This is a genomic window from Actinacidiphila sp. bgisy145, from assembly GCF_057708125.1.
Map to the genome: position 1 here is coordinate 257,910 of NZ_JBYIRL010000002.1, position 17,604 is coordinate 275,513.

The 17,604-nt window shown below is 70.5% G+C and carries 16 protein-coding genes; 7 read left to right on the forward strand and 9 right to left on the reverse strand.

Annotated features, from left to right (window positions below; genetic code table 11):
- Positions 1 to 13 precede the first annotated feature (13 nt).
- From murJ to trxA, 6 genes are all read left to right on the forward strand, one after another.
- On the forward strand, positions 14 to 2,542 hold the full coding sequence (murJ, locus tag AC3ERT_RS02870; RefSeq protein ID WP_435127405.1) for a murein biosynthesis integral membrane protein MurJ: 2,529 nt from the start codon (positions 14 to 16) through the stop codon (positions 2,540 to 2,542).
- Positions 2,543 to 2,680: 138 nt separating this feature from the next.
- Positions 2,681 to 4,567, forward strand: a complete 1,887-nt coding sequence (locus AC3ERT_RS02875; protein WP_435172478.1) for a protein kinase family protein — start codon at positions 2,681 to 2,683, stop codon at positions 4,565 to 4,567.
- An 18-nt stretch (positions 4,568 to 4,585) separates the two neighbouring features.
- Complete coding sequence (gene sigM, locus AC3ERT_RS02880; protein ID WP_435172479.1) at positions 4,586 to 5,359, forward strand: RNA polymerase sigma factor SigM; 774 nt, start codon at positions 4,586 to 4,588, stop codon at positions 5,357 to 5,359.
- Complete coding sequence (locus AC3ERT_RS02885; RefSeq protein WP_335971790.1) at positions 5,356 to 6,303, forward strand: anti-sigma factor family protein; 948 nt, start codon at positions 5,356 to 5,358, stop codon at positions 6,301 to 6,303. The genes sigM and AC3ERT_RS02885 overlap by 4 nt, the downstream gene beginning before the upstream one ends.
- A gap of 136 nt (positions 6,304 to 6,439) precedes the next feature.
- A complete protein-coding gene (gene trxB / locus AC3ERT_RS02890) occupies positions 6,440 to 7,390 on the forward strand; it encodes a thioredoxin-disulfide reductase (RefSeq protein WP_335971792.1) in 951 nt (316 codons plus the stop codon).
- Between the two features lie 56 nt (positions 7,391 to 7,446).
- On the forward strand, positions 7,447 to 7,794 hold the full coding sequence (gene trxA, locus AC3ERT_RS02895) for a thioredoxin (RefSeq protein WP_335971794.1): 348 nt from the start codon (positions 7,447 to 7,449) through the stop codon (positions 7,792 to 7,794).
- Between the two features lie 92 nt (positions 7,795 to 7,886).
- Here trxA and AC3ERT_RS02900 read toward each other — a convergent pair whose 3' ends face one another.
- The 9 genes from AC3ERT_RS02900 to rpmH all read right to left on the reverse strand — a co-directional run bounded on the left by AC3ERT_RS02900 (position 7,887) and on the right by rpmH (position 14,568).
- A complete protein-coding gene (locus AC3ERT_RS02900) occupies positions 7,887 to 8,504 on the reverse strand; it encodes a GNAT family N-acetyltransferase (RefSeq protein WP_335971796.1) in 618 nt (205 codons plus the stop codon).
- A gap of 75 nt (positions 8,505 to 8,579) precedes the next feature.
- Complete coding sequence (locus AC3ERT_RS02905) at positions 8,580 to 9,692, reverse strand: ParB/RepB/Spo0J family partition protein (protein WP_435172482.1); 1,113 nt, start codon at positions 9,690 to 9,692, stop codon at positions 8,580 to 8,582.
- The gene (locus AC3ERT_RS02910; RefSeq protein WP_335971799.1) at positions 9,689 to 10,801 is read right to left on the reverse strand and encodes a ParA family protein; all 1,113 of its coding nucleotides are present in this window, start codon (positions 10,799 to 10,801) and stop codon (positions 9,689 to 9,691) included. Before AC3ERT_RS02910 ends, AC3ERT_RS02905 begins: the two co-directional genes overlap by 4 nt.
- A gap of 260 nt (positions 10,802 to 11,061) precedes the next feature.
- Complete coding sequence (rsmG, locus tag AC3ERT_RS02915) at positions 11,062 to 11,802, reverse strand: 16S rRNA (guanine(527)-N(7))-methyltransferase RsmG (protein WP_335971801.1); 741 nt, start codon at positions 11,800 to 11,802, stop codon at positions 11,062 to 11,064.
- A gap of 154 nt (positions 11,803 to 11,956) precedes the next feature.
- Positions 11,957 to 12,472, reverse strand: coding sequence for a Jag family protein (locus AC3ERT_RS02920; protein WP_335971802.1), 516 nt, complete (start codon positions 12,470 to 12,472; stop codon positions 11,957 to 11,959).
- A gap of 15 nt (positions 12,473 to 12,487) precedes the next feature.
- Positions 12,488 to 13,696 (reverse strand): membrane protein insertase YidC, encoded by a 1,209-nt coding sequence (yidC, locus tag AC3ERT_RS02925; protein WP_435172484.1) that lies wholly within the window; start codon positions 13,694 to 13,696, stop codon positions 12,488 to 12,490.
- Between the two features lie 2 nt (positions 13,697 to 13,698).
- Positions 13,699 to 14,016 carry a membrane protein insertion efficiency factor YidD gene (gene yidD, locus AC3ERT_RS02930; RefSeq protein ID WP_335971807.1) on the reverse strand — a complete coding sequence of 106 codons (318 nt, stop codon included), beginning with the start codon at positions 14,014 to 14,016 and terminating at the stop codon, positions 13,699 to 13,701.
- Complete coding sequence (rnpA, locus tag AC3ERT_RS02935; RefSeq protein ID WP_335971809.1) at positions 14,013 to 14,411, reverse strand: ribonuclease P protein component; 399 nt, start codon at positions 14,409 to 14,411, stop codon at positions 14,013 to 14,015. The genes yidD and rnpA overlap by 4 nt, the downstream gene beginning before the upstream one ends.
- A 19-nt stretch (positions 14,412 to 14,430) precedes the next feature.
- A complete protein-coding gene (gene rpmH, locus AC3ERT_RS02940; RefSeq protein WP_123606641.1) occupies positions 14,431 to 14,568 on the reverse strand; it encodes a 50S ribosomal protein L34 in 138 nt (45 codons plus the stop codon).
- Positions 14,569 to 14,978: 410 nt separating this feature from the next.
- Between rpmH and dnaA the strand changes: the two genes are divergently transcribed.
- Entirely contained in the window at positions 14,979 to 16,814 is a 1,836-nt protein-coding gene (dnaA, locus tag AC3ERT_RS02945) for a chromosomal replication initiator protein DnaA (RefSeq protein ID WP_335971815.1), read from the forward strand.
- The last annotated feature ends 790 nt before the right edge of the window (positions 16,815 to 17,604 follow it).

A 17,604-nucleotide genomic window follows, 5' to 3' on the forward strand; every position in this document is an offset into this window, starting at 1 on the left:
AGGTGGGGCACTGATGAACGCGCCGTACGACGGTGACCGCGACGCTGCGGGCCAGATGCCTCACACGCCCGGCCAGCACCCCGCGCCACCCGATCCCTATGCGCAGGACGGTTACGCCTACCAGCAGCCGTACCCGCAGCAGCAGTACCCCCAGCCGGGCCCCGCGGGGCCCGGCCCCTCCGGCGACCAGTTCTACGACCAGTACGGCCAGTACGACCAGTACGGCCGGCCGGCGGCCCCGCAGCAGCACCAGCAGCAGTACCCGTACAACCCGCAGGCGCAGCAGCAGCACGGCGGCCAGCAGTGGCAGCCGGCCGGCTACCAGCCGATGACCTACGGCGACAACCCCGCCTCGCTCTACGTCGACGACCTCGGGCAGACCGGCGCGCTCCCCGTCTTCGACTCCTACGAGCACCTCTTCCGCGACCAGCAGCAGGGCGGCTACCCCGCGCAGCAGGACCCGCAGCAGCAGGGCCAGGGCTACCAGCAGGCGTACCAGCAGCCGCAGGACCCGCAGGGCTACTACCAGCAGCCCCAGCAGCCGGGCTACGACCAGTCCTACGGCTACCCGCAGGCCCCGGGCGAGGCCGCCGGCTACGCCCAGCCCGGGTACGAGGAGCAGCCGTACGGCCAGCCGACGACCTACCAGGGCGACCACCCCTACGGGCAGCAGGGCTACGCCGACCCCCAGCAGCCGGGCCCCACGCAGTACGGCCAGGGCACCGGGGCCGGATACGCCGATCCGCGGCAGGCCGATCCCCGGTACGCCCCGGCGTACCAGCCGCAGCCCGGGCAGCCCGTGCCCGCGGGGGCGCCGGCCGGCGCCCCCGCGGACGGCACCATGCAGATGCCGCCGCGCGACGCCACCGGCCCGATCCCCGTCGTCGCGCCCGCCGCCACCGGCGGCAAGGCCGGCAACATCCTCAAGTCCAGCGCGCTCATGGCCGCAGGCACCCTCGTCTCCCGGGTGACCGGCTTCGTGCGCACCCTGGTCATCGCCGCCGCGATCGGCGTGGCCACCCTCGGCGACTCGTACGCGGTCGCCAACACGCTGCCGACGATGATCTACATCCTCACCATCGGCGGCGGCCTGAACTCCGTCTTCGTGCCGCAGCTGGCCCGCGCGATGAAGAACGACGCGGACGGCGGCTCGGCGTACGCCAACCGGCTGCTGACCGTCGTCATGGTGGCGCTGGGCGGCATCGTGGCCGTCACGGTGGCCGGGGCGCCGCTGCTGATCAAGCTGATGTCCCCGAAGATCGCGCAGAACCCGGACTCGTACGACGTGGCGATCGCCTTCGCCCGCTACTGCCTGCCGACGATCTTCTTCATGGGCGTCCACGTGGTGATGGGCCAGGTGCTCAATGCCCGCGGCCGGTTCGGGGCCATGATGTGGACCCCCGTGCTCAACAACGTCGTGGTGATCTTCACCTTCGTGATGTTCATCTGGGTCTACGGCCCCTTCAGCAGCACGCGGATGGACTCCGGCACGATCACGTCGCAGGGCGTCCGGCTCCTCGGCCTGGGCACGTTGCTGGGCCTGGTGGTCCAGTCGGTGTCGATGCTGCCGTACCTGAGGGACGCGGGCTTCAAGTTCCGGCCGCGCTTCGACTGGCGCGGCCACGGCCTGGGACACACCGCCAAGCTCGCCAAGTGGACGTTCTTCTTCGTGCTGGCCAACCAGGCGGGCCTGATCGTCGTCACCGAGCTCGCCACCTGGGCGGGCGCGGACGCCGACAAGAGCGGCTACCAGGGCACCGGCATCACCGCCTACAACAACGCCCTGCTGATCTGGCAGATGCCGCAGGCCATCATCACCGTCTCGGTGATGGCGGCGGTGCTGCCGCGGATCTCCCGGGCGGCGGCCGACGGCGACATCGCGTCGGTCCGCGACGACATCTCCTACGGCCTGCGGACCTCGGCGGTGGCGATCGTGCCCGCCGGCTTCGCGTTCCTGGCGCTGGGCGTGCCGATGTGCGGCCTGCTGTACGCCAGCACCGGTGCCGAGTCCGCCCGCAACATCGGCTTCACCGTCATGGCGTTCGGCGTCGGGCTGATCCCGTTCTCGGCCCAGTACGTGATCCTGCGCGGGTTCTACGCCTTCGAGGACACCCGCACCCCCTTCTACAACACGGTGGTGGTGGCCGCGGTGAACGCGCTCGCCTCCGTCGTCGCCTTCCTGGTGCTGCCCACCCGCTGGGCCGTGGTCGGCATGGCCTTCTCCTACGGCCTCGCGTACGCGGTCGGGGTCGGGGTGGCCGCCAAGCGGCTGCGGGCCCGTCTGCAGGGCGACCTGGACGGGAGAAGGGTGATGCGCACCTACGCCCGGCTGGCCGGCGCCTGCCTGCCTGCGGCGGTGCTGGCGGGGATCGCGGTGATCGTCATCCTCAAGGCGCTCGGCGGGGGCGCGGCCGGCTCGCTGGCCGCCCTCGTCGTCGGCGGCGGGCTGATGATGGGCGTGTTCGTGATCGCGGCGAAGCGGATGAGGATCGAGGAGATGACCGCGATGATCGGGATGGTGCGCGGCCGTCTGGGCCGCTGACGGACCGGATGGGCGTTCCTCTTCCCTCCCGCACAACCTTCTCGGTGGACTGTGTGTCGTGCAGAGAGCCGGAGTGCGGGCACAATTGTCATCGGCGTGACGTGAGAACGTGCAATGGATGGGGAGGCAGGAACGACGGTGGCGGATCGGAGCACGGCCGCCGTCGGAGTGGCCAACGAGGGCGGCGAGGCTTCATCCTCCGCCCGGCAGGGCGGCACTCCCGACGGCACCACGACGGACGAGCAGACCAGCGGCACCGCCGAGGACACCACAGCCCAGGAGCAGCCCGACACCAAGCCCGCCGTCGAACCGATCGCGGGGCCGCCGAGCGAGAGCACAGCGCAGGACACCGTGCAGTTCGACGCCGCGGCCGACGACGAACCTGAAGCCGCCGAAGCGTCCGAGCCGGCCGAACCGGCCCGGCATCTCGCCGCCGGCAGTGCGACCAAGGCCGCCACCAGGACCGCGGGCGCGCCGTCCGCGCCCGCACCGACCCCTGCCAAGCCCCGGATCGCCGCCCCCGATCTGCACAGCGGCCACAAGCTCGCCCGCCGCTACCAGCTCGCCGAGTGCGTGACCCGGGTCGACGGCTTCAGCAGCTGGCGCGCGGTCGACGAGAAGCTGCGCCGGGCGGTCGGGGTGCATGTGCTGCCCGCCGACCACCCGCAGGCCCGCCCGGTGATGGCCGCGGCCCGCTCCGCCGCACTGCTCGGCGACCCCCGCTTCGTCCAGGTCCTCGACGCCGTCGAGGACAACGACCTCGTCTACGTGATCCACGAGTGGCTGCCCGACGCCACCTCGCTGGCCGACCTGCTCAGGACCGGCCCGCTGGAGGCCCACGAGGCCTACCAGATGGTCAGCCAGGTCTCCCAGGGCATGGCGGCCGCCCACCGCGAGGGCCTGTCGCACCTGCGGCTCGACCCCGGCGCGGTGCTGCGCACGGTCTCCGGCCAGTACCGCATCCGCGGCCTCGCCGTCGCGGCCGCCCTGCGCGGCATCACCTCGGACCAGCCGCGCCGGCAGGACACCGAGGCGATCGGCGCGCTGCTGTACGCCGCGCTGACCCAGCGCTGGCCCTACGAGGAGGACGAGCACGGCCTGACCGGCCTGCCCAAGGGCGTCGGGCTGATCGCGCCGGACCAGGTCCGGGCCGGCGTCCACCGCGGCCTGTCGGAGATCGCGATGCGCGCCCTCGCCAACGACGGTGCCACCGCCTCCCGCGAGGAGCCGCCCTGCACTACCCCCGAGGAGCTGGCCAAGGCCGTCGCGGGCCTGCCGCGTGTCCGGCCGCCGGAGCAGCCCTCGCCGGCCTACGGTGTGGCGGCGCTCCAGCGGCCCCCCGCACCGCCGGGCCCCCGTGCCCCCCGCCAGGCGCCGGTGCCGGCCGGACCGCCGCCCGCACTGCCCGGCCGCACCGGGCAGGCGCTCAAGTGGGCCGTGGCCGCGCTGCTGATCGTCGCCATCGGCCTGGGCAGCTGGCAGCTCGCGGACACCCTCCAGTCCCGGGAGGGCGGCTCCGCCACTCCCACGCCCACCAGCCAGAAGGGCGGCCAGGCGCAGACAGGACCGACCGCCGGACCGCTCACCATCGCCACGGCCAAGGACTACGACCCGTTCGGCTCGGACGGCAGCGAGAACCCGGACTCGGTCAAGTTCGCCTACGACGGCAAGGCGTCGACCTCCTGGGAGACCAGCTGGTACACCGACGCGCACTTCGGGAACCTCAAGTCCGGGGTGGGGCTCATCCTGGACCTGGGCAGCACCAAGAACGTCAGCAACGTGAAGGTGGACTTCCTCGGGCAGACGTCGGTGGACCTGATGGCGGCGCCCGCATCGACTTCTACGATGCCGACCGACTTCAGCGCCTTCAGCAAGGTCGCCAGTGGGAGCGGCACCGAGGTGACGCTCACCCCGAGCAGCAAGGTGTCCGCCCGCTTCCTGCTGGTCTGGCTCACCGCGCTGCCGCCCACCTCGGACGGCCACTTCCGCGGCCAGGTGTCCGAGGTCCACGTCACGGGCAGCTGATCACTCGACGGTCGGCGGATGAGGGGGCCTGCGGTGGAGGGAAGCGCGCTCGGTGACGCCGAGCTTCTGGCCCGTCATGTCGCGGGCGATCCCGACGCCTTCGGGGAGCTGGTACGGCGTCACCGGGACCGGCTCTGGGCGGTCGCCCTGCGCACCCTGGGGGACCGGGAGGAAGCCGCTGACGCGGTCCAGGACGCCCTGGTGTCCGCCTTCCGCTCCGCCCACACCTTTCGGGGCCAGTCGGCCGTCACCACCTGGCTGCACCGCATCACCGTGAACGCCTGCCTGGACCGGGTGCGCCGGGCCGCCTCCCGCCGTACGTCGCCGGTCGCGGACGAGCAGCACCTCGACGCTCTCCTCGAGCCGCACGAGTCCGCGGAGGCACCGGCGGAGCGCGGTGAGTTGCACCGGGAGTTGCTGGCGGCGCTCGCCACACTCCCGGTGGAGCAGCGCGCCGCCCTGGTTCTCGTCGACATGCAGGGTTATCCCGTCGCCGAGGCCGCCGCAGTCCTGGACGTACCGGTCGGCACCGTGAAGAGCCGCTGTGCCCGCGGCCGGGCCAGGCTGCTGCCGCTCCTGAGCCATCTGCGGGCCGGGGCGGCACAGCCGCCGTCGCCGGCCGCGTCCGTCGCGGGCGACCGGTCCGCCGCGGGTGACCGGTCCGCCGCGGACGGTCCGCCCGTCGACCGCCCACCCGGGCCGCGGTCCGCCGCCGGGAGCGGACGGAACCGGGCGGAGGGGACAGCCGTCCCACCGACAGGCTCGACGCAGGACGGAGGTGGACACCGATGACATCGGCACCCGAGAACGGGGGACATCCCGAGGTCGCGGAGATCTCCGATCTGACCGAAGACCTGCTTCCACCGGAGCAGGCGGCACAGGTCCGTCGGCATCTGGCGGGCTGCCCGACCTGCGCCGACGTGCTGACCGCCCTCACCGAGATCAGCGGGCTGCTCGGGGAGCTTCCGGTGCCCGAGCCCATGCCCGCGGACGTGGCTGCCCGCATCGACGCGGCCCTGGTCGTCGAGGCGGCGGCCGAAAGCAGCGCGGCCGACGTTCCCCAGCGCGATGTTCCACGTGGAACGTCGGCGGGTGGGGCGAGTCGTGTTCCACGTGGAACATCGACCTTCCCCGCGGCCCCGGACGGTCGTCCTGCCGCGGGCACGGGTCCCGGACGGGCCGGCCGGACACGGCGCCGGAGCATCGTGCTTGCGGCCGGCTTGGCGGCCGGTGCAGTGGTGCTCGGCGGCGTCGTCTACGGCGTGGTGTCGGCCGGAAGCTCGTCAAGCGAGGGTTCCAGCACGTCCGATGCCCGGCGGGTGGCCTCCGCTCAGGTGTCGGGGTCGATCGAGGAGCAGGTGCGGCAGTTGCTCGCCACGCCCTACTCGCCGAACCGTGCCGCCGGCGGTGACGGCGGCACGACCGTGGCACCCGATCTCGGCAACACCCCGATGATCGAGGGGAACGGCACCGGTCCGGAGGCGGGCACACCGAGCCACGGGCAGAAGCAGGACCAGAACGGGACCGACGCGCCCTCCTGCGTGCTCAAGGCCACACAGCGGAGCGAGACGCCGTTGGCGGTCGGCGCCGACCGCTTCCAGGGCACCGCGTCCTATCTCGTGGTGCTGCCGCACCCGGCCGACAGCAGCCAGGTGGACGCGTATGTCGTCGATGCCTCGTGTTCGGCCGGCAGTCCGGGCACCGTGCTCTTCCAGAGCACCTATCCGCGACGATAGGGCGCCTCCGCCCCGGCCCCGAGGGCGCGCACGAGCGGCGTACCGACAGGGGAATGCGCGGCCCGTAGTATCCGTTAGGCAGGACGAGAGTCCAGCCAGGGCCCCGCAGCAGTTCGCAGAGACGAGGAAGACATCCGTGACCGACGTCCGTAATGTGATCATCATCGGCTCAGGGCCCGCGGGTTACACCGCGGCGCTCTACACGGCGCGTGCCTCTCTCAACCCGCTGGTCTTCGAAGGCTCCGTGACCGCGGGTGGAGCGCTCATGAACACCACCGAGGTGGAGAACTTCCCCGGGTTCCGGGACGGCATCCTCGGACCCGACCTGATGGACAACATGCGGGCCCAGGCCGAGCGGTTCGGCGCGGAGCTGATCCCGGACGACATCGTCGCAGTCGACTTCAGCGGTGACATCAAGACGGTCACCGACTCGGCCGGGACGGTCCACCGGGCACGGGCGGTCATCGTGACCACCGGTTCGCAGCACCGCAAGCTGAACCTGCCCAACGAGGACCAGCTCTCCGGCCGCGGCGTCTCATGGTGTGCCACCTGCGACGGCTTCTTCTTCCGCGACCAGGAGATCGCCGTCATCGGCGGTGGCGACACCGCGATCGAGGAAGCGACCTTCCTCTCGCGGTTCGCGTCGTCGGTGAAGATCGTGCACCGCCGGGACACCCTGCGGGCGTCCAAGGCGATGCAGGAGCGGGCGTTCGCCGACCCGAAGATCTCCTTCGTCTGGGACAGCGAGGTGAAGGAGATCAAGGGCGAGGGCAAGCTCGCGGGCCTGACGCTGCGGAACACGAAGACCGGCGAGACCTCCGAGCTGCCGGTCACCGGGCTGTTCATCGCGATCGGCCACGACCCGCGGACCGAGCTGTTCAAGGGCGTGCTCGACCTGGACGCCGAGGGGTACCTCACTGTCCAGTCGCCGACCACCCGCACCAACGTCCCCGGGGTCTTCGCCGCGGGCGACGTGGTGGACCACACCTACCGTCAGGCGATCACCGCGGCCGGCACCGGCTGTTCGGCCGCGCTGGACGCCGAGCGCTACCTCGCCGCGCTCTCCGACGCCGAGAAGACCGCCTGACCTCGCGTCAGCGCTTTCTGACCCTCCATCCGCACCCGAAACTGAGGAGGCCCACCGTGGCCGAGAACACCGCGGGCAGCACCAAGCCCAAGCCCGTGACCGACGCAACCTTCGCGCAGGAGGTCCTCGCCAGCGACAAGCCCGTACTGGTCGACTTCTGGGCCGAGTGGTGCGGCCCGTGCCGCCAGATCGCCCCGTCGCTCGAGGCGATCGCCGCGGAGCACGCGGACGCCATCACCATCGTGAAGCTCAACATCGACGAGAACCCGGTGACGGCCGCCAAGTACGGCGTCATGTCGATCCCGACGCTCAACGTCTACAAGGGCGGCGAGGTCGTCAAGACCATCGTCGGCGCCAAGCCGAAGGGCGCCCTGGTGAAGGACCTGTCCGACTTCATCGGCTGACCTTCGCCAGGCCCGTCGGCCGGTAGGACAACGGCGGCGGTCGTGTTCCACGTGGAACACGACCGCCGCCGTTCTCGTTGTCCGCGGAGCGATCAGAGCGGCCGTAGCGCCGGCTCCTTCTGCACAGCCCCCAGCAGGCGGTCGATCGCCATCTCGACGTCCTCCCGCCAGGAGAGCGCGGTGCGCAGTTCCAGCCGCAGTCGGGGGAAGCGCGGATGCGGCCGTACCGTCTTGAAGCCGACCGCGGTCAGATGGTCGGCCGGCAGCACGCAGTCGGGAGACTCCCATGTCGCGTCGCCGAACGCCTCGATGGCCCGAAAACCCCGGCGGACCAGATCCTTGGCGACGGTCTGCACCAGCACCCGGCCGAGCCCCTGCCCCTGGTACCCGGGAATCACCCGGGAGGTCATCAGCTGGACGGCGTCACCGGACACCGGGCTGGTGGGGAAGGCGGTGGAGCGGGGCACGTAAGCGGCAGGAGCGTAGAGCACGAAGCCGGCCGGCATCTCGTCGACGTAGACCAGACGTCCGCAGGAGCCCCACTCCAGCAGCACCGCGGAGATCCAGGACTCCTTCTCCAACGCGGGGCGGCCCGCCTTGACGGCCGCCTCACCGCTGACCGGGTCGAGCTCCCAGAAGACGCAGCGCCGGCACGGCATGGGAAGGTCGGTGAGGTTGTCGAGCGTGAGCGGTGCGAGCCGACGTCCCATCTGGCGAAAGACCCCGTTCCTGTCAGCCGACCAGCCTGTCGGCACCCCGGCGCGGCCTGCCGGGGTGCCGACAGGTCACTCGGCGCTGTCCTCGGCTTCGTCACCGTCCTCGGCTTCGGCCTCCAGCCGGTTCTCCAGGACCTTGCCCTCGCCGGGGGCCATCGATCCCAGGATGCGCTCCAGATCCTCTATCGACGCGAACTCCACGACGATCTTTCCGCGCTTTTGACCAAGGTCGACCTTCACCCGGGTGTCGAAGCGGTCGGAAAGCCGGGTGGCCAGATGGGTCAGTGCCGGGGAGACCCGACGGCCTGCCCGCGGCGCGGCGGCCTTACGGGTGCTCGTGGGACCGCTGTTCGCCAGCGTCACGATCTCCTCGACCGCGCGCACCGACAGTCCCTCGGCGACGATCCGGTGGGCCAGCCGGTCCTGCTCCTCGGCGTCCTCCAGCGAGAGCAGCGCCCGGGCGTGGCCGAAGGAGATCACCCCGGCGGCGACCCTGCGCTGCACCGGCGCCGACAGCTTCAGCAGGCGCAGCGTGTTGGAGACCTGGGAACGTGAGCGGCCGATCCGGTCGGCCAACTGCTCATGGGTGCAGGCGAAGTCCCGCAGCAGCTGGTCGTACGCCGCGGCCTCCTCCAGCGGGTTCAGCTGGGCCCGGTGCAGATTCTCCAGCAGGGCGTCGAGCAGAAGCTTCTCGTCGTCGGTGGCCCGGACGATCGCCGGGATGCGCTCGAGACCCGCCTCCCGGCAGGCCCGCCACCGGCGCTCGCCCATGATCAGCTCATAGCGGCCGGTGTCGATCTGCCGCACCACCACCGGCTGGAGCAGGCCCACCTCCTTGATGGAGGTGATGAGTTCATTGAGAGCGTCCTCGTCGAAGACCTCCCTCGGCTGCCGCGGGTTCGGGGTGATGGTGTCCAGCGCGAGTTCAGCGAAGTAGGCACCGGTGACCGGCACCTCCACCCCGGACACATCCGGCTCTGTTCCACGTGAAACAGGGATGTCCACGGTTGCGGGCACGCTCTCCGCCGCTCGGCGGTCGGTCAACCCGGCCACCTTGGCCGCGGCGACCCCGCGGTCCGGTACCAGCACAGGCTGGCTCGCGGGTGCGGCACTGGCCGGCTGCGGCGCCGCCGGGATCAGCGCGCCAAGACCGCGGCCGAGCCCTCTGCGTCGATCACTCACTGGATCCCCTCCGACATGCTGTGCGGGTTGTGCTCTTGGTGCTGTTCCGGGTCGTACTCGACCGTGACGTTGCCGGGCAGGCCCCGCAGGGCCATCTCGCGGGCCGCCTCCAGGTAGGAGAGGGCGCCGCTGGAACCCGGGTCGTAGGTGAGCACGGTCTGGCCGTAGCTGGGGGCCTCCGAGATACGCACCGATCGCGGGATGCTGGTGCGCAGCACCTCCTTGCCGAAGTGGGTGCGCACCTCCTCGGCGACCTGGGCGGCCAGTCGGGTCCGGCCGTCGTACATCGTCAGCAGGATCGTAGAGACGTGCAGCCTCGGGTTGAGGTGGGCACGGACCAGATCGACGTTCTTCAGGAGCTGGCCCAGGCCCTCCAGCGCGTAGTACTCGCACTGGATCGGGATGACCACCTCGGCGCCGGCCACGAGGGCGTTCACCGTGAGCAGGCCGAGAGAGGGCGGGCAGTCGATCAGCACATAGTCCAGCGGCTGTTCGTAGCCCTCGATCGCCCGCTGCAACCGGCTCTCGCGCGCGACCAGGGAGACGAGTTCGATCTCCGCGCCCGCCAGGTCGATGGTGGCGGGGGCGCAGAAGAGCCCTTCGACATCGGCGACCGGGACCACGACGTCGGAGAGCGGCTTGCTCTCCACCAACACGTCGTAGATCGAGGGGACTTCGGCGTGGTGGTCAATGCCGAGGGCGGTGGAAGCGTTGCCCTGCGGGTCGAGGTCGATCACCAGGACCCGCCCGCCGTGCAGGGCGAGGGAGGCCGCCAGGTTGACGGTGGTAGTGGTCTTCCCCACCCCGCCCTTCTGGTTGGCGACGACCATCACCCGGGTCTGGGCGGGCCGGGGCAGCCCCTCACCGGCGCGACCGAGCGCTTCCACGGCCAACTGGGCCGCGCGCCCGATGGGGGTGTCATCCATGGGAGGCAATGTTTCACGTGAAACACCGCTCCCGTACCCCGGGGGCCCGGACAGGGGTCCTCCGGCGGTTTCAGCTGAGCGGGGACCGGGGACCGGATCGGCCATCGGCCCCGCGATGTTGGCGTCGGACCGCAAGGACTCACTCTCCTCGACTTCAGGCTCGCTATGAGAAGAGCCTGCCATGCCCGAGGGGTGCTGAACCAGCGAGCCCCGGCTGCCTGTGGATAAATCCCGGGAACCGTCCACAGTCGGGGCCTTCTTCACCGGTTTGGTGGCGTGCGCTTCGGCCGCGGCACGGCCACGGTTGAGAACTCCGGGGAGCAGCGAGCGACGTTTCACGTGGAACACGATGCACAGCGGTGCGACGCCAACTCCGCAGACACTCCGGATCGTGCGGTTTTGGCCGGTTGGATGGCGTAGAAAGCCGGTCCGAGCGGGCGACGTCAGCGCCGGCGGCGTCCGCCGCCTCCGTTGCGTGAGGCGCGATGTGCGCGCGCTGCCTTGGCCCGCCGACTCGCAGCCCGCACCCCACCGGGGCTCTCCCCGACCTGGACCCGGACCACGGTGGAGAGCGGATCGACGATGCCCTCGCCGACCTGCACCACGCTCGCGCCCACCGCGCCGAGCCGGCCCAGCGCCGCCCGGGCCGTCTTCAGCTCCTCCTCGGCGGTGTCGCCCTTGAGCACGGCCATCTCGCCGTGCGGGCGCAGCAGCGGCAGCCCCCACCCGGCCAGCCGCTCCAGCGGCGCCACCGCGCGGGCCGTCACCACATCCACCGTCGGCAGCAGGCCGACCATCTCCTCCGCCCGTCCCCGGACCACCGTGACGTTCTCCAGACCGAGCACCCTGACCACCTCGTCGAGGAAGGTGGTCCGCCGCAGCAGCGGCTCCAGCAGGGTGATCTCCAGGTCCGGCCGCACCAGCGCCAGCGGGATGCCGGGCAGCCCGGCGCCGGACCCGACGTCGCAGACCGACACCCCCTCGTCGATCACTTCGGAGAGCACCGCGCAGTTCAGCAGGTGCCGCTCCCACAGCCGGGGCACCTCGCGTGGGCCGATCAAGCCGCGCTGGACACCCACGTCCGCCAGCAGCCCGGCATAGCGCAGCGCGTCGTCGAAGCGATCGCCGAAGACCTCTCTGGCCTGCTCGGGCGGCGCGGGAAGCTCCGCTGCTGCCTCGGTCACGGAGGCGGTCCTTTCCTCGAAGTCCGCGCCTTGGTCGCCCAAGCGCTCGGAAGGCAGACGTACACCATCAGAGTTACAAGGTTCGGCCCCGTCTGCGAACAGACGGGGCCGACGGGTTGGTCACGCGCGCGTGCGCGGCGGGTCGGTCGGGATGCTACGCGGGCAGAACGACGACGCGGCGCTGCGGCTCCTCGCCCTCGGACTCGCTGCGCAGCCCGGCCGCGGCGACCGCGTCGTGCACGACCTTGCGCTCGAACGGCGTCATCGGGTCCAGCTTCACCGGCTCGCCGGTCTGCTTGACCTCGGCTGCCGCGCTCGCGCCGAGCTTCGCCAGCTCGGCCCGCTTCTGGGCCCGGAACCCTGCGATGTCGAGCATCAGCCGGCTGCGCTCACCGGTCTCCCGGTGCACCGCGAGCCGGGTCAGCTCCTGGAGCGCCTCCAGGACCTCGCCGTCCCGCCCGACCAGCTTGTTCAGATCACGGGTGCCGCTGTCACCGATGATCGACACCGACGCGCGCTCGCCCTCGACATCCATGTCGATGTCGCCGTCGAGGTCGGCGATGTCGAGCAGGCCCTCGAGGTAGTCCGCCGCGATCTCGCCTTCCTGCTCCAGCCGGGTCAGGCCGGCCGGACCGGCGTCGGGTGCCGTGGTCGTGTTGACGTCGCTCACGCCTGGACTCTCCTCTTACTTCTTCTTCGACAGGTTGCCCGGCTTGGGCTTCGCGCCACCGGACTGCTTGCCCGAAGCGCCGCCGCCTTGCTTGGTGCTGCCCGCGCGGGGCGCACCGGCCCGAGGAGCACCCGCGCGGGGCGCGCCCTTGCCGCCACCGGACTGCTTCGCACCGCCGGAGCCACCAGCCGGCTTCGCACCGCCGGAGCGGCCGGCGCCACCGGAGTCACCGGCGCCGCCGGAAGCCCCTGTGGCCGTCCCGGCACCACCGCCGCTACGGGTACTGGTGGCGGTGCCACCGGAGGTCCGCTGGGACTTGCTCTGCCGCTTCGGCTGGGTGCGGTTGGCGCGCGCCTGCTCGACCGCTTCCTTCGCCTTGATCTCCTCCGGCGGCTCCACCAGCTTGCCCTTGGCCCGCAGCCGCTCCTGCCGCTGCTTGAACGCGAGGCTGCCCGGGGTGGGGTTGCGGCGGATGACGACGAGCTGCTGCGCCATGGTCCAGACGTTGGTGGTCAGCCAGTACAGCAGCACACCGACGGGAGCGATGATGCCGAAGCCCGCGAAGATCAGCGGGAACACGTACATCAGCATCTTCTGCTGCTGCATGAACGGCGTGTTCACCGACATGTCCACGTTCTTCGTCATCAGCTGGCGCTGCGTGTAGAACTGCGAGAACGACATCAGCACGATCATGATGATCGTGACCGTGCGCACCTCGGCGTGGCTGGTGTGCAGGTGCGCCAGGGTGGCGGTGCTGTCGAGGAACTTCGCCGGCAGCGGGGCGCCGAAGATGTGCGCCTTGCTCGCGCTCTCCACGAGGTTGCTGTGGATCACGCCCACCTCGTGGCCCTTCGCCACGTTGCTGAGCACGTGGTACAGGGCGAAGAAGAACGGCGACTGGATCAGGATCGGCAGGCACGAGGAGAGCGGGTTGGTACCCGTCTCCTTGTACAGCTTCATCATCTCCTCGGACTGCTTCTGCCGGTCGTTCTTGTAGCGCTCCTGGATCGCCTTCATCTTCGGCTGGAGCACCTGCATGTTCCGGGTGGACTTGATCTGCTTCACGAAGAGCGGGATCAGGGCCGTCCGGATCAGGACCACCAGGGAGACGATGGACAGACCCCACGCCCAACCGCTGTCCTTGTCGAATACCAGGCTGTACAGCGAGTGGAACTGGACGATGATCCACGAAACGGCGTCATAGAGGGGGTTCAAGATCCCCACGGTCAGGCTCCTTGGGCGTGAGAGGGTCCGGTGGGCTCGGGCGTGACGGGCCCGTCGGAGCCGCCCCGCAGGTAGCGGCGCAGCAGTTCGTGCCATCGCGGTCGCTTACGCGGCGGGACGTGGTCCACGCCACCCGGCGACCAGGGGTTGCAGCGCAGGATGCGCCACACGGTCAACCCGGTCCCCTTGATCGCACCGTGCCGGTCGATGGCCGTGTAGCCGTAGTGCGAGCAGGAGGGGTAGTAGCGGCACACCGGTCCGAGCAGCGGACTGATCGTCCACTGGTAGATCTTGATCAGTGCCAGCAGCGGGTACTTCATCGAGCCACCCTCCCCTCGGCGTCGCCACGGGCGTCACGGCCCAGCAACCGCTGGAGCGCGGCGTCCAGGTCGAGGGCTAGCTGTGCGTGGTCCGCGCTCCCCGCGTCGGGGAGCGCGCGTACTACCACAAGGCTACCGGGGGGCAGCAGCGACAGACGCTCCCGCACCAGATGACGCAGTCGGCGCCTGACCAGGTTGCGCTGCACGGCGTTGCCGACGGCTTTGCTTACGACGAAACCCGCACGCGCCGGGGGAGCGTCTCCCCCTGGCGTGTGCGGGTCCGTGGCGTCGCGGCGCAGATGGACGACCAGTAGCGGGCGACCCGCCCGGCGTCCCCGGCGAACCGCTTCGCCGAAGTCCTGGCGCCGCCTCAGCCGATTCTCGGTGGGCAGCACGGCATGAGACCTGTGGCAATCAGGCGGACAGGCGGGCGCGGCCCTTGGCGCGGCGGGTCGAAAGGATCGCGCGGCCGGCACGGGTACGCATACGCAGACGGAAGCCGTGGGTCTTGGCGCGGCGACGGTTGTTCGGCTGGAAGGTGCGCTTGCTCACTCGGGGGCTCCAGAGGATCGGGACGGCAGCGGTGCGTCGCCTGGCTGTCACCGTGCGCCCACGAGGAAGCTCGCGGACTGATCGGGTGTACCGCTTTGACAACCACCCGGAGGCCTGAGACTCCCGGAAGATCTTCGCCCATCGGTAGGCAGGCGGCAGCAGCCATCGACAACTCGACCTCGATACGGTACGTGCGGCTAGGCCATCCGGTCAAACCCGGCCTGCGACACCCCGAGGTTTGTACACAGCCTGTGGACAACGACTTGAACCGCGCACACTGGCCTGACTACCGTGACTGGACTCCGGACCCATCCAGGTAGCGAACTTCCTCCACTCCCCGCCCCTTCCGGAGGTTCACACTTTCGCGGGAGTTCTCCGCACCACCCGAGCGACCCGAGAGAGCGTGCACTGTGGCCGACGTGACTGCCGATCTTGCCGCAGTGTGGCCACGGGTGCTGCAGAAGCTGCTGATGGACAGCGAGCTGAAGCCCAAGGACACGGAGTGGTTGCAGCGCACCCAGCCGCTGGCCCTGGTCGCCGGCACCGCGGTGCTCTCCGCGCCCAACGAGTTCGCCAAGAACGTGCTCGAGGGACGGCTGCTGCCCCTGATCACCAAGGTGCTCAGCAGTGAGTTCGGTCACTCGGTCGGCATCGCGATCGCGGTGGCCTCGGGCGGCGACCAGGAGCAGCCGCCCCCGGCCGAGCCCGCCGAGGAGCGCGACCCGCGCGCGGACCGCCCGCACGACAGTCGAGACAGCAGAGACGGCCGCGACAGTCGGGACCCCCTCGGCGCCCGCGACCCGCACGAACTGCGGATGCGCCCCGCCTACCCCGACGAGCACCAGGACTGGCAGCAGCCCAAGCTCGGCAGCTGGGGCGTGCCCGCCCCCGTCGACTTCCAGGACCGCGAGCCGTACGAGGTGCGCCGCGATGCCTACGACGAGCGCCGCTCCCCCCGGGACGGCTACGACGGCGGCCGGTCCGAGTCGTACGACAGCCGCCCGGAGCCGTTCGAGGAGCGGCGCTATCTGCCGGAGCCGCGCGACTCCTACCCGAACGTGCCGCACCAGGGGCACCAGCCCCAGGGCCGCCCCGGTCCGCAGACGTACGTCCCACCGCCGGCCGCCTACCAGCAGGCGCCCGTGGTGCCGGCCGCGCGCAGCGAGCAGCCGGGCGGCGGGAGCGGCTCCGGCGGCAGCAACGGCGCGGTGGAGCCGACCGCCCGGCTGAACCCGAAGTACCTCTTCGACACCTTCGTGATCGGCGCGTCCAACCGCTTCGCGCACGCGGCCGCGGTCGCCGTCGCCGAGGCGCCCGCCAAGGCGTACAACCCGCTCTTCATCTACGGGGAGTCCGGCCTCGGCAAGACGCACCTGCTGCACGCGATCGGGCACTACGCCCGCAGCCTGTATCCCGGCACCCGGGTGCGGTACGTCAGCTCGGAGGAGTTCACCAACGAGTTCATCAACTCCATCCGGGACGGCAAGGCGGACGCGTTCCGCAAGCGGTACCGGGACATGGACATCCTGCTCGTCGACGACATCCAGTTCCTGGCACAGAAGGAGTCGACGCAGGAGGAGTTCTTCCACACCTTCAACACCCTGCACAACGCCAACAAGCAGATCGTGCTCTCCTCCGACCGGCCGCCCAAGCAGCTGGTCACCCTGGAGGACCGGCTGCGCAACCGGTTCGAGTGGGGCCTGATCACCGACGTCCAGCCGCCGGAGCTGGAGACGCGGATCGCGATCCTGCGGAAGAAGGCGGTGCAGGAGCAGCTCAACGCCCCGCCGGAGGTACTGGAGTTCATCGCCTCGCGGATCTCGCGCAACATCCGCGAGCTGGAGGGCGCGCTGATCCGGGTCACCGCCTTCGCCAGCCTCAACCGGCAGCCGGTCGACCTCCAGCTCACCGAGATCGTGCTCAAGGACCTGATCCCGGGCGGCGACGACTCGGTGCCGGAGATCAGCGGCACCGCGATCATGGCGGAGACGGCCGCGTACTTCGGGCTCGCGGTGGACGACCTGTCCGGCTCCTCCCGCAGCCGGGTACTGGTCACCGCGCGGCAGATCGCGATGTACCTGTGCCGCGAGCTGACCGACCTGTCGCTACCGAAGATCGGCGCGCTCTTCGGGGGCCGCGACCACACGACGGTCATGCACGCCGACCGCAAGATCCGCTCGCTGATGGCCGAACGGCGCTCCATCTACAACCAGGTGACGGAGCTGACCAACCGCATCAAGAGCTGACGCGGGACCGGCCGCGCGCCGTACGAGCGGTCCTCAGCGCGCCGAAAAAGCCGCACACGCCGTCCGCGCACCCACCCACGAGTGCCCCGGGAGCCCTGCTCCCGGGGCACTCTCCGTTTCCCGCTGTTCGATTACGCCCGGCAGAGATCCGTTTTTCCACAGGAAGGTGGACGAAGCGTCGTCCACAGCCTGTGCACACCGGAGTTGTCCAGATTCGTCTCCACAGGCCGGCTGCCGCAAGGGACATCGGCCCAGCTCAGCCGCATGTGGAAATGTGGGTAACCCATATCCACAGACTGTGGATGAAACGGGCAACGGTGCACCTGGGTCGAGGAGTTGTCCACCGCCTACCCACAGGATGCCCTGGGTTGTACACAGGTTCGGGCCGCTTCTCCACATCTCTGTCCACTGTTCGGCAACGCAACACGGTTAGGGGCACGAACGAGTGAAAGCCGTCACACCAAGGGGGTGGGTTGGCCTGGGGAGAACCCGGGTATTCCTGGGGATGGAGCTGGGGACAAGTCGGGGTGCCCTGTGTATGGGGTGTGCACAACTTTCCGCCGTCCACAGCCGCCCCTGGTTATCCACCGGCGTCACCCACAGGCCCGGTGGATAAAAAACCGCCCCTGACCTGCACAGGAACCGGTTATCCACGGTATCCACACCCCCTACTACTACGACTACACCTAGAGAGCTGGGAAGTCGTTTCGAAGCGGGGGCTGTGCACAACTCGGGCCGGTGCCGCCCCGCCGCTCGGATCACGGCTTGACGCCAAGCCGCACCTGCTGTC

Bases quoted from the DNA above. Each gene is read 5' to 3' on its own strand.
- murJ (WP_435127405.1), top strand. From the start codon at position 14: ATGAACGCGCCGTACGACGGTGACCGCGACGCTGCGGGCCAGATGCCT.
- sigM (WP_435172479.1), top strand. From the start codon at position 4,586: ATGAGGGGGCCTGCGGTGGAGGGAAGCGCGCTCGGTGACGCCGAGCTT.
- AC3ERT_RS02885 (WP_335971790.1), top strand. From the start codon at position 5,356: ATGACATCGGCACCCGAGAACGGGGGACATCCCGAGGTCGCGGAGATC.
- AC3ERT_RS02900 (WP_335971796.1), bottom strand. From the start codon at position 8,504: ATGGGACGTCGGCTCGCACCGCTCACGCTCGACAACCTCACCGACCTT.
- yidD (WP_335971807.1), bottom strand. From the start codon at position 14,016: ATGAAGTACCCGCTGCTGGCACTGATCAAGATCTACCAGTGGACGATC.
- AC3ERT_RS02910 (WP_335971799.1), bottom strand. From the start codon at position 10,801: ATGGCAGGCTCTTCTCATAGCGAGCCTGAAGTCGAGGAGAGTGAGTCC.